The organism is Arcobacter sp. CECT 8983 (assembly GCF_004118855.1).
Lineage (GTDB): Bacteria > Campylobacterota > Campylobacteria > Campylobacterales > Arcobacteraceae > Halarcobacter.
Genome location: NZ_PDKF01000003.1, coordinates 16,391 through 32,083, shown reverse-complemented (window position 1 = coordinate 32,083; position 15,693 = coordinate 16,391). Strand labels below are relative to the sequence as shown.

The 15,693-nt window shown below is 28.4% G+C and carries 12 protein-coding genes; 5 read left to right on the top strand and 7 right to left on the bottom strand.

Features of this window, described 5'->3' with window-relative positions; all coding sequences use genetic code 11:
* Position 1 precedes the first annotated feature (1 nt).
* Positions 2 to 1,186: a hypothetical protein gene (locus CRV01_RS02285; protein ID WP_129006631.1), complete on the bottom strand. Its 1,185-nt coding sequence runs from the start codon at positions 1,184 to 1,186 to the stop codon at positions 2 to 4.
* Positions 1,187 to 1,275: 89 nt separating this feature from the next.
* On the opposite strand from CRV01_RS02285, the gene CRV01_RS02280 reads away from it, so the two are divergent.
* Both CRV01_RS02280 and fliM read left to right on the top strand, forming a co-directional pair.
* The gene (locus CRV01_RS02280; protein ID WP_258238294.1) at positions 1,276 to 2,331 is read left to right on the top strand and encodes a flagellar basal body P-ring protein FlgI; all 1,056 of its coding nucleotides are present in this window, start codon (positions 1,276 to 1,278) and stop codon (positions 2,329 to 2,331) included.
* A gap of 1 nt (position 2,332) precedes the next feature.
* Positions 2,333 to 3,433, top strand: coding sequence for a flagellar motor switch protein FliM (gene fliM, locus CRV01_RS02275; protein WP_129006629.1), 1,101 nt, complete (start codon positions 2,333 to 2,335; stop codon positions 3,431 to 3,433).
* Positions 3,434 to 3,439: 6 nt separating this feature from the next.
* On the opposite strand, the gene pyrC is transcribed toward fliM, so the two are convergent.
* The 5 genes from pyrC to amt all read right to left on the bottom strand — a co-directional run bounded on the left by pyrC (position 3,440) and on the right by amt (position 7,766).
* Positions 3,440 to 4,465 (bottom strand): dihydroorotase, encoded by a 1,026-nt coding sequence (gene pyrC / locus CRV01_RS02270; RefSeq protein ID WP_129006628.1) that lies wholly within the window; start codon positions 4,463 to 4,465, stop codon positions 3,440 to 3,442.
* A 1-nt stretch (position 4,466) separates the two neighbouring features.
* On the bottom strand, positions 4,467 to 4,805 hold the full coding sequence (locus CRV01_RS02265) for a P-II family nitrogen regulator (RefSeq protein ID WP_129006627.1): 339 nt from the start codon (positions 4,803 to 4,805) through the stop codon (positions 4,467 to 4,469).
* Positions 4,806 to 4,866: 61 nt separating this feature from the next.
* Positions 4,867 to 6,054 carry an ammonium transporter gene (locus CRV01_RS02260; protein ID WP_129006626.1) on the bottom strand — a complete coding sequence of 396 codons (1,188 nt, stop codon included), beginning with the start codon at positions 6,052 to 6,054 and terminating at the stop codon, positions 4,867 to 4,869.
* Between the two features lie 139 nt (positions 6,055 to 6,193).
* The gene (locus tag CRV01_RS02255; protein WP_129006625.1) at positions 6,194 to 6,532 is read right to left on the bottom strand and encodes a P-II family nitrogen regulator; all 339 of its coding nucleotides are present in this window, start codon (positions 6,530 to 6,532) and stop codon (positions 6,194 to 6,196) included.
* A gap of 19 nt (positions 6,533 to 6,551) precedes the next feature.
* Positions 6,552 to 7,766, bottom strand: a complete 1,215-nt coding sequence (gene amt, locus CRV01_RS02250; protein WP_129006624.1) for an ammonium transporter — start codon at positions 7,764 to 7,766, stop codon at positions 6,552 to 6,554.
* A 279-nt stretch (positions 7,767 to 8,045) separates the two neighbouring features.
* On the opposite strand from amt, the gene CRV01_RS02245 reads away from it, so the two are divergent.
* The 3 genes from CRV01_RS02245 to CRV01_RS02235 are packed head-to-tail and all read left to right on the top strand — an operon-like array spanning position 8,046 to position 12,210.
* Positions 8,046 to 8,909 carry a hypothetical protein gene (locus CRV01_RS02245; RefSeq protein ID WP_129006623.1) on the top strand — a complete coding sequence of 288 codons (864 nt, stop codon included), beginning with the start codon at positions 8,046 to 8,048 and terminating at the stop codon, positions 8,907 to 8,909.
* Between the two features lie 9 nt (positions 8,910 to 8,918).
* Complete coding sequence (locus CRV01_RS02240) at positions 8,919 to 9,677, top strand: sigma 54-interacting transcriptional regulator (protein WP_129006622.1); 759 nt, start codon at positions 8,919 to 8,921, stop codon at positions 9,675 to 9,677.
* Positions 9,670 to 12,210 (top strand): HD domain-containing protein, encoded by a 2,541-nt coding sequence (locus tag CRV01_RS02235; protein ID WP_129006621.1) that lies wholly within the window; start codon positions 9,670 to 9,672, stop codon positions 12,208 to 12,210. Before CRV01_RS02240 ends, CRV01_RS02235 begins: the two co-directional genes overlap by 8 nt.
* A gap of 7 nt (positions 12,211 to 12,217) precedes the next feature.
* On the opposite strand, the gene CRV01_RS02230 is transcribed toward CRV01_RS02235, so the two are convergent.
* Positions 12,218 to 15,691, bottom strand: a complete 3,474-nt coding sequence (locus CRV01_RS02230) for an acyl-[ACP]--phospholipid O-acyltransferase (protein ID WP_129006620.1) — start codon at positions 15,689 to 15,691, stop codon at positions 12,218 to 12,220.
* Between the last annotated feature and the right edge of the window lie 2 nt (positions 15,692 to 15,693).

Below are 15,693 nucleotides of genomic sequence, written 5' to 3'. Positions count from 1 at the left end.
ACTACTCTTTAACTTTAATTGTTATTTCTAAAGTCTTATTGTTTAATAATTGTGTAATTAACTTAGCAATATCATCTGTATTTGCTGAATTTACATCAAGGGCATTTGATGAATTATCAGATTGTACATTTTTTGTATCTTCATTATCTTTTGTAACAGTTACATTATCTACATTATTTAATGCAGCAAGAATATCATTCTCACTCAGAGTATCAAACTCTGAAAACTCATCTGACATATTTTCTCCTTGAGTATTACTATCTTTTTTTACATCAATACTCGATTCATTAATATTAATATTATCTAAATTATCATCAAAACTCAAATTTATTAATGGATCTGTAGCTTCTTTATCTTCTTTTAATGGAATAGAACTTTCTTCTATTTGGTCTAAAACATCTTGCAAGTCTTGTGAATCACTTTTTTCTTCATCAGTTTCAGGTTTTTCATCTATTTGCTCATTATGACTTTCTTCTAATTGTACTAACAAATCATCTAAATTTGAAGCTGGATCAAAATCTGACTCTTCTTTTTTTGGTATCTCAACTTCTTCAACTTGATTTAAAATATCTGCAAGGGCTTCTTCATCACTCATTTCTGATTCGTTTTCTTCCTCATCATAAAAATAAGAATCTTCATCTTTTGAAGAAGACAATAAAGCACTTAATTCATCATCTAAGGTTACTTCTTCAATATCATCTTTTGAAGTCTCTTCATCAGGATTTACTTCTTGTACTTGATCCAATAAATACTCATCTGTATTATCTGAGTTAGATTCATGATAAGCATCTTCTACAATTTCAATAATAGAGTCTTGAATATCATCAATATTATCTTCTTTTCCAACTATTGAATCTAATCTTCTAATTATATGTTTAGATAGTTCATCAATAGAATCAACAGAAACATCACCTATTCCATGGTCTAAAAGATATTCTTGCTCTATTCCATCTTTAGGCTTAAAAAAATTTATTTTATCAGTAAATATATTCTTTTTTATAATTTTTGAGTCATCAATTAAATATATATTATTAGGGTTATCTTCTATTGCTGCTTTTAATTGATCCAAACTCTTTAACTCTTTTACTTCACCCTTGTCATCGAGTCTAAATTTTATGTTTGAATGTCTTAAAATATCATTTATTTCATTTTTAAAACTTTCACTACCGTAGATGTATATAGTCAAAAGATTGCCCTAAAATTATTTTTAAAAAAAATTATACCTTGTTTTTATAAAATTTTAGATAAAATATTTTCAATTATCAAAGAGGTGTAGTGTTGAAGTTTTTTATAGTTTTATTATTTTTTTTACAAAGTATTTATGCTGTAACTATTAAAGATATTTCAAATGTTGTAGGAATAAGAGATAACCAACTTATTGGATATGGTCTTGTTGTGGGGCTTGCAGGCTCTGGAGACAAATCACAATTTACTATGCAAAGTTTACAAAACCTTCTTCGAAACTCATATATAAAAATACCAGCATCATCAATTAAATCAAAAAATATTGCAGCTGTTATGGTAACAGCGGAACTTCCTCCTTTTGCAAGACAAGGGGACAAGATTAAAGTAAAAATTTCAGCTATTGGGGATGCAAAATCTATTGACAATGGTGAACTACTGCTAACTCAATTAAAAGCAGTTGATGGACAGGTTTATGCACTTGCTCAAGGTTCTATTGTTGCAGATAGTCAAAATGAAACTACTGGTTTCATTTATGAAGGAGCAACAGTTGAAAATGAAGTAGAATATTCACTTAAAAATGAAGATAGCATTAAATTAAGTTTATTAAAAAATGATGCTAAACAAGCATATTTAGTTGAGAAAAAAATCAATGATTTTTTTAATAAACCCCTTGCTGTAGCACTTGATACAAGAACAATTTTTGTAAAAAAACCACCAACTAGCTCAATTGTTAAGTTTTTATCAGATGTTCAAAGTATTCCTTTAGATTCAACATTTAAAAAGAAAATCATTATAGATGTTGCAAGAGAAACTATAATTGCCGGACTTGATATTCCAATTGGACCAGTAACAGTTGCTAAAAATGATTTTACTATTAGAATTAAAAAATCTGAACTTACTGATGCGCAGTGGGATGATAAAAAAGTAAATAGAGGTCAAGACATAGGTGATGATGTAAGATTAGATAATAAACCTGTTGCTGTAAATATTGATAATACACTTATGAATACAAAAAAACAACCTACAGTTTCTGATTTAGTAAGAGCGATGAAAGTTATGAAATTACCAATTACAGAAATAATTGATACCTTAAAAATGATCAAAGACCTTGGTGCTTTAGATGTTGAATTAGAGATAAGAGGATAATATGGCTGAATTTTTAAGTCAAGATGAAATTGATGCACTTTTAGATATTGCAGATGCCGGTGAAGAGATTGAAACGGCAGCTGAAGAGCAGATTGTATCAAAAGAAAAAAACTACTCTATTTATGATTTCAAAAAGCCAAACAGAATATCTAATGAACAGTTCAAAGCTTTCTCTACTTTACATGATAAAATGTTAAGGGATTTAATTACAGACCTTTCTGCAATGCTTAGAAAGATTGTTGATATTAAATTATACTCTATTGAACAAATGACATACGGAGAGTTTATTCTTTCTATTCCTCAACTTACTTCTTTAAACACACTATCAATAAAACCTTTAGAAGGAAGAATTGTAATTGAGTGCAACCCTGGTATTTCCCACAAAATTATTGCTGAACTACTAGGAAGTGGAGCGGTTGCTGCAAGTGATAATCTTGATAGAGAATTAACAGAAATTGAAGTAAATATTTTTGAACACTTTTATAAAATGTTTGTTAAACATATGTATAAAGCTTGGGATGAAGTTACAACTTTAAACTTCAAAATTGAGTCAAGGGATACAAATGCAAATGCAATTCAAATTATTTCTGACCACGAAATTGTTTTACTAGTTGTACTTGAGATTACAATTGATGAAGAATCAGGATTCTTATCAATTTGTTATCCAATATCATATATTGAAACACTTTTAAATAAAATTGTTGAAAAAATCTTCTCAGAAGGTAGAAATAAAAAAGCTAGTAGAAAAAGAGATATTACAACACTTATATCTGGTGCTAAAATGAGTATTGAAGCAATTATGGCAGAAACAGAAATGACAGTATCTGAACTGCTAGGTTTAAAAGCAGAAGATGTAATTGTATTTAATAAAAATGCAACATCACCATCAGCAAAAGTTTATATCAATAATACTGAAAAATTTGCAGCAGTATCTGGTATTCAAAACAATAGAAAAGCTATTCAAATAGAGTCTAATATTGACCATGAAAAACAAGAGACGCTTGATACGTTAAGAGAGATGAGAGAAGAAAGAATTAAAAAAGCCAAAGAGTCTTCTGAAAATATAAAACGGCTTCTTCAAGAAAGACAAGGAAGATATTAATTTTCCTTAGTCTTCAATTGATTGAATAGACCAATTTAACACTTCACCAGCATACATTGGAACTACATTTTCACCTTTATAATTATATGAAGCTGGAACAACAAAGTTCTTCTTCACTAATTTTATACTCTTTTTTACAGGGTTTAAATTATAAATTTTTCTTGCATTTAAACTTATAAAAGCATTTAAATTATCTAAAGAATCATTCTCTTCAAAAAGTTGCGTTAATACTTGTAATGCAATTGGTGATGTAAATACACCTGCTGCACAACCACAACACTCTTTTTTATGCTTTGGATGAGGAGCTGAATCACTTCCAAACATTAGTTTTGGATGTGCTTTTAATGCTGCATCTAATAAAGCATCTCTATCTTCAGGTCTTTTTGCAATTGGTTTACAAAAAAGATGTGGATTTAACATTCCACCAGCAACATCATCAAGAGTAATTAATAAATGATGTAATGTTACCGTTGCATAAAGATTGTCATACTTATCAAGAAGCTCAACTGCATCTTTTGTAGTAATATGTTCCATAATAATTTTTAAATTAGGGAAAGCCTGTGCAATAGACTCATATATAGGCATAAACTCTTTTTCTCTATCCATAACAAAGCCATTTGTTTCACCATGGATACAAAGAGGAATACCTAATTTACTCATAGACTCTAGTGTTGGTCTTAATACTTCAACATCCATTGAAGCAACACCTGTTTCAGAATTTGTTGTGATACCTGCAGGATAAAGTTTAATACCTATAATATCATCTTTGATATCTTCTAAAAACTCATATGAGTAGTCATTTTGAAAAAATAGTGTTAAATATGGTTCAAACTTATCTTCACTGCATGCTTCATTAATTCTTTGTTTATATGCTAACATTGCTTCTTTAGTTGTAACAGGAGGAACTAAGTTAGGCATAACTAATGCACCACTAAAAGTTTCAGATGTTAAAGGCCCAACTAGTTTTAGCATTTCACCATCACGCAAGTGAAGGTGCATATCCAAAGCAGAGTCTATTTCAAAAGTATCCATACTAAAGAGCGTCCTCGTCTTCTTCACCAGTTCTTATTCTAATTGTCTTTTCAATAGGTGAAACAAAGATCTTACCATCCCCAATCTTCCCAGTTTTTGCTGCATTAATAATAATATCAATTGTACTATCAACACTATCTTCTGCAACAATTAGTTCAATTTTAATTTTTGGTAAGAAGTCAACAACATACTCAGCACCTCTATATAACTCAGAATGTCCTTGTTGTCTTCCATATCCTTTTACATCAGATACAGTCATACCAGTAATACCTGCTTCAGTTAAAGCATCTTTTACATCCTCTAATTTAAACGGCTTAATCACTGCTTCAATTTTTTTCACTATTAATCCTTTTTATTAATCTTTATATTTTAACAAAATATATTTAAAATCAAATTATAATCTAAAATGCTCTTTTAAACTCAGGATAAGCTTCTAGACCACACTCTTCAACATCTAAACCTTGCATTTCTTCATCATTGTGAGCTCTTAATGGTGCTACTTTATTAATAATAAATAATACAATGTATGAAACTAAAAAAGCAAATATTGCAACTACTATTACACCTTTTAATTGTCCTAAAAATGTGATATCGTCCCCGTTACTTGCAAAAATACCAACGGCTAATGTTCCCCAAATACCATTTAATAAGTGAACTGATAAAGCCCCTACAGGATCATCAAGTTTTAATCTATCAAAAAATGATACACCAAATACAACAAGTGCTCCACCAATAGCACCAATTAAAATTGGAGTATAAATATCATATAAATCTGGACCTGCTGTAATAGCAACTAATCCACCTAATGCACCATTTAGTACCATAGTAATATCAAGTTTTTTATATCTAAAATACATAAAAGCACCAACAATAATAGCTCCTGATAAACCAGCAGTATTTGTATTCATTATAGTTAAAGCAACTGCATCTGCACTCTCTTTTGAAGCAATTGAACCTACGGAACCACCATTAAATCCAAACCAACCAATCCATAAAAGAAAGGCACCTAATGTTACAAGAGGAATATTTGATGCTGGAATGACTCTTACACCACCCTCTTTCGGATATCTTCCACGTCTTGCACCAATAATTAAGATTGCAGCTAATAATGCCCATCCACCAGTTGAGTGAATAACTGTAGAACCTGCTAAATCATACATAGATAAATCTAAAAATGTTCCAGCTAACATGTCACTTCCCCATGACCAGTTAACTACTATTGGATAAATAAATCCTCCCATGATTACAGTAAATAAAGCTAAAGGTAAAACTTTTGCCCTTTCACTAACCCCACCAGACATAATATTAATTACTTTACCAACAAATGCCATTTGAAATAAAAATGCTGCCCACTTTGACATTGAATCACTTCCAAAGTCTCCAAAAGCAATTGAATAACCAACAAGTAAAAATGCCAATGATGCAACTGCATAAATCATTGTATTTACCATTAATACTGCCGAAACGTTTTTAGTTCTTACAAGTCCTGCTTCAAGCATAGCAAAACCTGGAACCATAAAAATAATAAGTGTCATTGCAAAGATTGCAAAGAATGTATCAATTACATAACTAATTGATTGTAAGTCCATATTTAACCCTTCCTAAGTTTTTCTCAAGAAGCATTATATATTTTTTTAAAAAGTTTATATAGATAAGTGTTGTATAAAAAGTATACAGGTAGTATAAGATTTAAATCAAAGAAGAAAAGCTCCTCTTTGATTTAATATTTTAAACAGCTTCACTACCTCTTTGTTCTGTTCTAATTCTAACTACCTCATCAATAGAAGTAACAAAAATCTTTCCATCACCAATTTTTCCAGTTTTAGCTGCTTCAACAATAACTCCTATTGTTGAATCTACATCTTCATCATTTACAATAACTTCAATTTTAATTTTTGCTAAAAAATCAACAACATACTCAGCACCTCTATAAAGTTCTGAGTGTCCTTGTTGTCTTCCATATCCTTTTACATCAGATACAGTCATACCAGAAATACCATTTTCAACTAATGCTTCTTTTACATCTTCTAGTTTAAAAGGTTTTATAATTGCTTCAACTTTTTTCATTGTATGTTCCTTTTATTTATTAAGCTTTTTTGAATTCAGGATAACATTCTAAACCAGTTTCATGAATATCTAATCCTGTAATTTCAGTTTCTTCATCTACTCTTAGTCCAACAACTAAGTCTAAGATTTTCCAAACAATAAATGAAACAATGAATACAAATGCTCCAATTACTACGATACCTTTAATTTGTGCTAAAATTGTAACTTCTGGATTGAAAATACCAACAGCTAATGTTCCCCAGATACCTGCCACTAAGTGAACTGATAAAGCACCAACAGGATCATCAATTTTTAACTTATCAAAGAATGGTACAGCAAATACTACTAAAGCACCACCAACAATACCTTCAATAAAGGCAACCATCATACCTAAGTCTGGTCCAGCAGTACAAGAAACAAGTCCTGCTAATGCACCATTAAGAACCATAGTTAAATCAACTTTTTTGTATAGAAGTTGAGTTAAAATTGCTGCCATGATAGCACCAGCTGCTGCTGCCATATTTGTATCTGCAACAACTAAAGCAATTCCATCGATATCAGCTTTTGAACCTAATGCTAATTGAGAACCACCATTAAATCCAAACCATCCCATCCATAAAATGAATGTACCTAATGTTGCAAGAGTTAAGTTTGAACCTGGAATTGGTCTTACTTTACCATCTTTACCATACTTCCCTTTTCTAGCACCAAGAATTAGTACACCTGCTAATGCAGCCCATCCACCAACAGAGTGAACGATTGTTGAACCAGCAAAGTCAGAGAATCCAGCAATTAAACCACCAAGCTCAGTTCCACCCCATGTCCAGTGACCTTGAATTGGATAAATCACACCACTTAAAACAACAACAAAAATTAAAAATGGCCATAATTTCATTCTTTCAGCCACAGTACCAGAAATAACTGATGCAGCAGTTGCAACGAACATAACTTGGAAGAAAAAGTCTGCAGCAGCTGGATAAGAAGCATCAGCACCATTTTCCATACTAATTATTGAGAAGCTTCCCATAAAAGAAGAACCGTCTCCATACATTAAGTTATATCCTACAAAATAATACATAATACAAGAGATTGCAAATAGTGCAATATTCTTTGTTAATACTGTTGCATTATTTTTTGATCTTGTTAAACCAGACTCAAGCATTGCAAAACCTGCAGCCATCCACATTACTAATACACCTGAAAATACAAATAGAAAACCATCTAATATGTATTTTAAGTCGTTAAAATTTTCCATATTCTTCCTTTTCAAAGTAAATATGCAGAAATTGTAACAGATTTCAAAAAGCAAATAAACATTTTAGTTGTATATATTTTATACATAGTATTGAGGTTTTTTATACTTTTTATTGAATTTATTCCTATTTTTGGGTAGCTTACAAATATTTAAAAAATTTACAAAAAATTAATATTTTTTACAAATAAATATTTTTTAAATAATTGTTTATTTTTTATACATATACTTTTTTCTTTATATGTTATAATTTATTACACATACCCATATTAGGAGTTGTTAATGAAAGAATACTTTGAAGTATATATTCAAAATCAAGATAAAATTGAAGAGTTTATAGAAGAAAGTTTAAATAAATTTGGTGAAGTAAAAAATCATAAATCAAGTAAATTTAAGACTTTATTTAAGATTTTTCCATCTTTAGAACTTGTTTATATTGTAAACAAAGAAACTAGGATACAAACCTCACCTAACTATCATAGATTTAAAGAAGATAAAAAAGAAAAAGATATTTCACGAGAATATTTAATCTCAAAACTACACTTTAAAGAAAACTCTAAAATTGCTTTTAGTTCTCCTTATATAAGTAGCGCAACTAGACACAACTGTATTACTGTTTCAGTAAAAGAAGGTGATGATATTGTCTTTTTTGATTTTAAAATAGAAACGCTTCTTGAAAGACTAAACTTAATTGAATTAAATAAACCCTTTCATACTCTTACTAAGAGTTTTTATTTAATAGCTGGGTATTCAATGTTTTTACTAGCACTATTTATAGTCTCTTATTCAATTTATGACTTTGCTCACTCTTTTTTAGTTAAAGGAATATTTGATTTAGATGCAATATTCAAACCAGTTATTGCTTTAACTTTAGGTATTGCTATCTTTGACCTTGCCAAAACAATATTGGAGCAAGAAGTATATTTTAAAAGTTATTCTAAAAACTCTAAAGTAGAAACAAAAATTATTACAAAGTTTCTTATTGCAATTACAATTGCTTTATCTATTGAAGCACTTATGGTTGTGTTTAAAATAGCACTTACAGATTACGATAAGATGATTAATGCTTTATATCTAATAACTGGTATTTCTATGATATTAATTGCATTGTCAATATTTATATTTTTAACAAAGAAAAAGAACTAGGATTAAAAAATGGAAGAATATATAGCAAAATCAAAAAACTCTAAAGAGATCTTAAACTCTGCTCAGCTACTACAAAGTGTTGAAATTAATGCTTTAATTACAGGAGAACCAGGTGTTGGAAAAAAGTCTTTAGCTAAATATATATTACCCAATGTAAAAATTTATAAAGCAAAAACTCTACAACAAGATATTAGTGATAATATTATATCTTTGCAAAATGAAGCAATAATCTTAGATAAAATAGAAAATATCACAAATATAGATTTAGTAATAAGCTGGATAAATGATAATAATATTAGAGTAATTGCAACAACATTAAAACATGAACTAAACTCTAAATTATCTGATTTATTTTCAATCACAATAGAGCTTCCTTCTTTAAAAGATAGAGAAGAAGATGTAAAACAGCTTATCACTAAGTTTTCAAAGGAAGCTAGTAAAACTTTAGATTTGGAGCCTGTACTTCCATCTAAACTTATGATAAACTTATCAAATAATGCGCATAGTCTTAGAAAATCTATTTATTTTTCTTATCTTTTTGAAACCATAGGAGAAGATGAGATTTTGATGTTTATGGAAAACTATATGTTCTCTAATTTAAAAGGGGACAACTCATATAAAGAGTTTGTTTATCTTTTTGAAGTTCCTTTATTAAAAGCTGCAAAAAAGAAATACAAATCACAAGTACAAATGGCTAAACATCTAGGTTTAAATAGAATAACTCTAAGAAAAAAACTTGATATACATAAAGGTTTTTTAGATGACTGAACTAAACATACAAATTGAAGAGTTAATAACAAAAGGGGCTGAAGACTTTGAAATTTCAAAAATATTTAAAACCTATTTTAAATCTTATGTAAACTCTATTGATGAAGTATTAGAAACAACAGGCGGAAAAGACTTCTTTGTAAAACATACAAAACATACAGATAGATTTATTATCCTTTTATACAAATATATCCTAAGAAAACATTTCGGTGATTATCAACCAATGAGTACTGCCGTTCCAATCTCTTTAATTGCATTAGGAAGTTATGGAAGAGAACAGTTATGTATTTATTCAGATGTTGATTTAATGATTCTTTATGAAGATATAAAAGGTTATAACTTAAAAGCTATCATGGAAGAGCTTGTAACCTTAGCTTGGGATTGTGGGCTTAAATTAGGTTCTAGAGTTCATGAAATAAAAGAGATTGAACTATCAGTTCAAGAAGATATTACAATTAAATCTTCAATTTTAGAATCAAGGATGATTTATGGTTCTAAACATCTTTGGTATTCATACCAAAATATTTTAAACAAAATTAGAAATACAAACCAAAGAGAATTTGTACTAGAAAAACTTGATGAACATAAAAAAAGACTTTTAAAACATCCACTAAAAATGGAACCTAATATAAAAGATGGTTATGGTGGAATGAGAGAATCAAATATGATTTTCTGGACTGCTACTATTGCCTATGGTGTTAGTGATATAAAACAGCTTATGGGAAAAGAGTTTTCAGAAGAAGAGTATAAAAGATACAGAAGTTCACTAGAATACATCTTTAGAGTAAGAAACTATTTACATAGTATTTCAAAAAAGAAACTTGATGTTGTAAACTTTGATGTTTTACCTGAACTAAGTTCTAAAATGGGGTTTAAAAACAGACCTAGACTTACAAAAGAGAGACAGTGTATGTCAAAACTTCTGGAATCTTTACATAATGTACATTTTTTCTCAACGATTATGGTAAAAAAATTTACGAGAAAAGTTTTATTTGATCCTAAAAATATTTCAAGATTAAAAAAGTTTAGAATCAAAAAGAACCTTTATCTTTTTGAAAATAAACTATTTACTTCATTTAATGCAAAACCAAAAACATTAAACAATCTATTAAAAGAGTTAATTTCACTTCCAAGGGATGTAAAACATTTTGATAGGTCATATGTTGAGTATGCTAGTAGAACAAAACTCCCTAATAAACAAACTAAAGAGTTAAAAAAAACTATTAAACAGCTTCTTTACAAACGAAACCTTTATCCTATTATAAAGCTTTTATATAATGCAAGACTCTTTCAATCTGTATTACCAGTAACAAAAAAGATTGTACATCAGCCACAATTTGATGGCTATCATCAACATCCTGTTGATATTCACTCAATTAGAACACTTAAAAAGTTAACAAATATAAAAGATGACTATGTAAAAGATATCTTTAACTCTTTTGATACAAAAGAAAAAACCTTAGTTAGACTTGTTTGTTTATTCCATGATGTAGGTAAAGGTAGAATTACAGACCACCATATTGCAGGAGAAAAACTATTTAAAAATATGATGACATCTTTTGATTTAGATAAAGATCATATTCAATTAGGTGCGCTTTTAGTTAGAAATCATAATATGATGAGTAAAGTTGCTTCAAGTGAAGATATCTATTCAGAAAAAATTATTTTATCTTTTACTGCTTTATTACAAACACAATTAGCACTTAAAATGCTTTATGTAGTAACTTATGCTGATATTTCTGCAGTGGGAGAATCTGTTTATAAAAGTTCAACTGCATCATTATTAAAACAGCTTTATTTACAATCTTTACCTGCATTTAATAATACATCTTTATTAAGTGAAAATGCAAGAAGAAATGCAAAACAAAATAGAATTAAAAAACTTGAAAAATATAAAAATCTTTCTAATATTATGAAGAAAAAAATAACTTATATCTCTTCAAATCAAATTTTCTTAAAATGTAAAGCAAATGAAATAATTGATATTGCTTTAAGAGCGTATGATGTTAAAGATTTCACCTATAAAGTGATCAATGAAGAACAATTATCAATTAAAATTATTAGAGCTATTCCTTTAAATCTTGGATTCTTACTTGGTAAACTAGAGTTTTTAAATATCTCTACAATGAATATTTTTAAACTTTTTGATGAAAAGAAATTCTTTGAAATAAACTTCTCTGAAAGAGTTGATGATGAAGATATTCCATATATTGAACAAATAATACAAAACTCATTTGATATGAGTAAAAAAACAAAATTATTAATTCCAGAAATCGAAGAAAAAGGTATAAGTATCAACTGCAACCATACAACATATTTAGCTTCTATGCAAGTTACAGCAAAAGATCAAAAAGGTTTATTTGCATATATTGCAAATATTTTTGATGAGTTTAATATAGAGATTGAAACTGCAAAACTTAGTTCAATAAAAGGTATGGCAAAAGATTTATTTTTAATTGAGAAAAATGGAAGCTTCTGTAGCCAGCAAGATGAGATTATAAAACAATTATGTAATAATAGTAAAGAGAATTAACTCTTTACTATAAACTTTCTACAATTTTTTTTGCTTCTTTAAAATCTAACTTCCCACTTCCTAACTTTGGTATTTCATCTACTATTTTATATAGTGAGGGAATCATAAGATTATTATCAAATTTTTCTATTATATCTTTTTTTAATTTTTCTAACTCTTCTTCTTTTATATTTGAAATTAAGAGGATAATCTTTTCACCTTTTTTTTCATCTTCTTTAGTTGTTGCTATAAATTCTATCTCTTCATTTGTAATTAGCTTTTCTATGTTTTGTTCAACTGCACCAAGACTAATCATCTCTCCACCAAGTTTTGCAAACCTTGAATATCTATCAACTATAGTTAAAAAACCATCTTCATCAACTCTTCCTTTATCTCCTGTTATATAATATGTCTCTTTGTTTAAAGTGATTAAAGCCTCTTTAGTTTTTTTCTCATCTTTTAAATAACCTTTCATCACTTGAACTCCACATATTAATATCATCCCCTCTTCTCCAACGGGAAGTTCATTATTTGTTTTAGGATTTACTATTTTGATTTTTGTTCCTGGTATTGGCATTCCCACACTACCTATTTTATTTCCTATTTGAACTCCATCAAAAGTCTTTACATTAGGTAAGTTACAACAAGCTACAGGAGTAGTTTCTGTTACTCCATAACCTTCTAAAATCTCTTTATCAAATTTTACTTTAAAATCCTCTCTTACTTTTTGAGATAATTTTTCAGCTCCTGCAACAACTAGCCTTAAACTCTCAAACATCTTTTTTTGTACCTTTGGATTTTTAGTATAAAGTCTAAAAAATGTAGAAGTACCTAACATAATTGTTGCTTTATATTTTTCAACTAATTTACCTATTGCAAAGCCATCTGTTGGATCAGGATGTGCAACACATCCAATTCCTTCAATTATTGGCATAAATAAAGTAACTACAGTTCCAAAAGCATGAAAAAATGGAAGTGAACCTACAAAAATATCATCTTCATTTACATTAATTATTGCTGCTATTTGCTGACAGTTTCCAACTACATTTTTATGACTAAGTTCTATTCCTTTTGGAATACCTTCACTTCCACTACTAAATAATATTACCGCCGTTGAATCTTTATCTTGTTTTTTAATATGTAAGTTTTTTAAAATAAAAGTAGGAAGTAAAATAACACTTAATAAAGTTGTTAAACTTTTTGCTTTAGTAATTTGGGCTTTTAAATCCTCTACATATAAAACTTGAGAAGTTTTTAAAACCTCATCAATGGCTATGCCTTTTTCTTTTAACTTTTTAATAAATTTTTTTGATGTAATTATTGTTTTTATTTCTGCATTTTTTACTGATAATTTTAAAGTATTCATAGAAGCAGTAAAGTTTAAATTTACAGCAGTTTTACCTAACATTAAAACTGAAGTATTAAAAAAAGCTCCCCCTGCACTTGAAGGGAATAAAAGTCCTATATTCTCTCCTTTTATTTTATCTTTTAGTAAATCTTTAAAAAGAATTGAAGCTGTTAAGAACTTATATCCAGATAACTCTACTCCTGTCGTATCTGCATAAATCATATTACTTTTTATTTGTTTTAGTCTATCAAAAACAAGTTCAGGAATAGTATCCATATTTTCAGTATGCATTCTCCAAGATTCAGTTGATAAAGTTTTTACTATTTGTTTTACAAAAACTGCATTTGCATTTTGCTTTTTAATAAGCTTTGAAAAAGAGACTGTAACACTATTTGTTCTTTTACTTCTTTTATACTTTTCATTAGCTCTACTAAATAAAGATTCCCATAAACCTCTAATATAAAAGGCAATTACAGGGATATCTTCTTTAGTTTGTTTCAAAATAAGTTCAAATCCCCTCTTAAACTCTCCTAAATGCCCATTTCTAGTTATACCACCTTCAGGGAAAAGAACAACAACATTACCTAAATCAAGCTCCTTTGCAATTGTTTTTATTGTGTCTTTACTTGATGCATTTGAAATAGGTATAGCTTTAAATAGTCTCAAAATCCAATTTAGATACCATTTTTCATATATTGGTTTATGCATTACAAACTTTATTTGTCTAGGACTACTCATTAAAATAACGGCCCAATCTATCCAAGATACATGATTACCTAAAAGAAGTACGCCACCAGTAGAAGGGATATTTTTTACTCCATGCACTTCTAATTTATATTTTAAACCAACAACAAACTTCATGAAAAGTAAAATAAGAGATTGGGGAAGTTTAAATATTGTATAAAACATTCCAACTATTGTGATTAATAAAATTAAATATATTGTATTTAAAGGATCTAAATTATTCAAAGATACAAAAGTTGTAAGACATAACATTAAAAACATAGCCAAAGAATGAAACCAATTATTTCCAGCTAAAATTGTTCCTAGATTTTTTTTCTTAGCATTAAATTGTATTAAAGAGTTTAATGGCACTACAAATAATCCACCAAAAATACCAAAAACTAAAAAACAAATTCCCAATAAAAAGACACTAGAAACTTCTGTTGATAAGTAAATCATAAAAGTCATTCCAATTGCAGATAAAGGAATAGTGCCAATTTCTATATAATGTTTTGATATTTTTGAATAAAAAATTGATCCAATTGCAATACCAATTCCCGAAGAAGCGATAACTGCATTTATTACAAAAACATCCTCTATTTGTAAATACTCTTTTGCAAAAGAAGGAAAAACTGCCATCAACCCTTGAGAAACACCCCAAAAAACTGATAAACCAACTACAGATAAAAATATAATATTATTATCAAAAATTGTTTTAATATTTCTCTTTAAAAGTTTACCTTGAAAAAACTCTTTTCTATTTAATTCTAATTCCTCATTTTTTACATATATTGTTTTTACTCTTTTTAAAACTATTAAAGATAATAACATTTCTAAAAATGCAACTGGCACAATATAATAAGTCAAGGGTAAAATTGCATCAAGTAAATCTTCTTTTGTACTTAATAAGCTTAAATTATTTGTATTATAAAAAGACTCAAAAATAAAAGAACCACTTGCTAGGGAAAATAAGATTGCTATAATAGAAACTGCTTGTAAACTAGCATTTCCTTTTGCTAAATTTTTCTTTCCCCAGATATTAATAATAAGACCAAATTTAGCAGGAGAATAAATTGCACTTTGAATAGCTAATAATATTAGGTTTAACATAGCCAAATAAAAACTTCCACTTAAATAAGAAAACACCATAAGCACAGATAAACAAAAAGAAGAAACAGCTCCATAAACTAAGATATCTTTTTTATTATATTTATCAGATAGATACCCACTTAAAGTAAAAAGAAGTAAAAAAGGAATAATTATCATTGCATTTATAATAGATATCCAAACAACTTGTTCACTTCCATCAAAAATCTTAAATGCAATATTTTGTAAAAGTACTTTATGTGCCACATCAACAATAACATTACAAAAAACAACACATAAAAATGATAGTTTTATGATTAATAAATTACTCGATAACCTTTCCATTT

Bases quoted from the DNA above. Each gene is read 5' to 3' on its own strand.
- fliM (WP_129006629.1), top strand. From the start codon at position 2,333: ATGGCTGAATTTTTAAGTCAAGATGAAATTGATGCACTTTTAGATATT.
- pyrC (WP_129006628.1), bottom strand. From the start codon at position 4,465: ATGGATACTTTTGAAATAGACTCTGCTTTGGATATGCACCTTCACTTG.
- CRV01_RS02260 (WP_129006626.1), bottom strand. From the start codon at position 6,054: ATGGACTTACAATCAATTAGTTATGTAATTGATACATTCTTTGCAATC.
- CRV01_RS02255 (WP_129006625.1), bottom strand. From the start codon at position 6,532: ATGAAAAAAGTTGAAGCAATTATAAAACCTTTTAAACTAGAAGATGTA.
- amt (WP_129006624.1), bottom strand. From the start codon at position 7,766: ATGGAAAATTTTAACGACTTAAAATACATATTAGATGGTTTTCTATTT.
- CRV01_RS02245 (WP_129006623.1), top strand. From the start codon at position 8,046: ATGAAAGAATACTTTGAAGTATATATTCAAAATCAAGATAAAATTGAA.
- CRV01_RS02240 (WP_129006622.1), top strand. From the start codon at position 8,919: ATGGAAGAATATATAGCAAAATCAAAAAACTCTAAAGAGATCTTAAAC.
- CRV01_RS02235 (WP_129006621.1), top strand. From the start codon at position 9,670: ATGACTGAACTAAACATACAAATTGAAGAGTTAATAACAAAAGGGGCT.
- CRV01_RS02230 (WP_129006620.1), bottom strand. From the start codon at position 15,691: ATGGAAAGGTTATCGAGTAATTTATTAATCATAAAACTATCATTTTTA.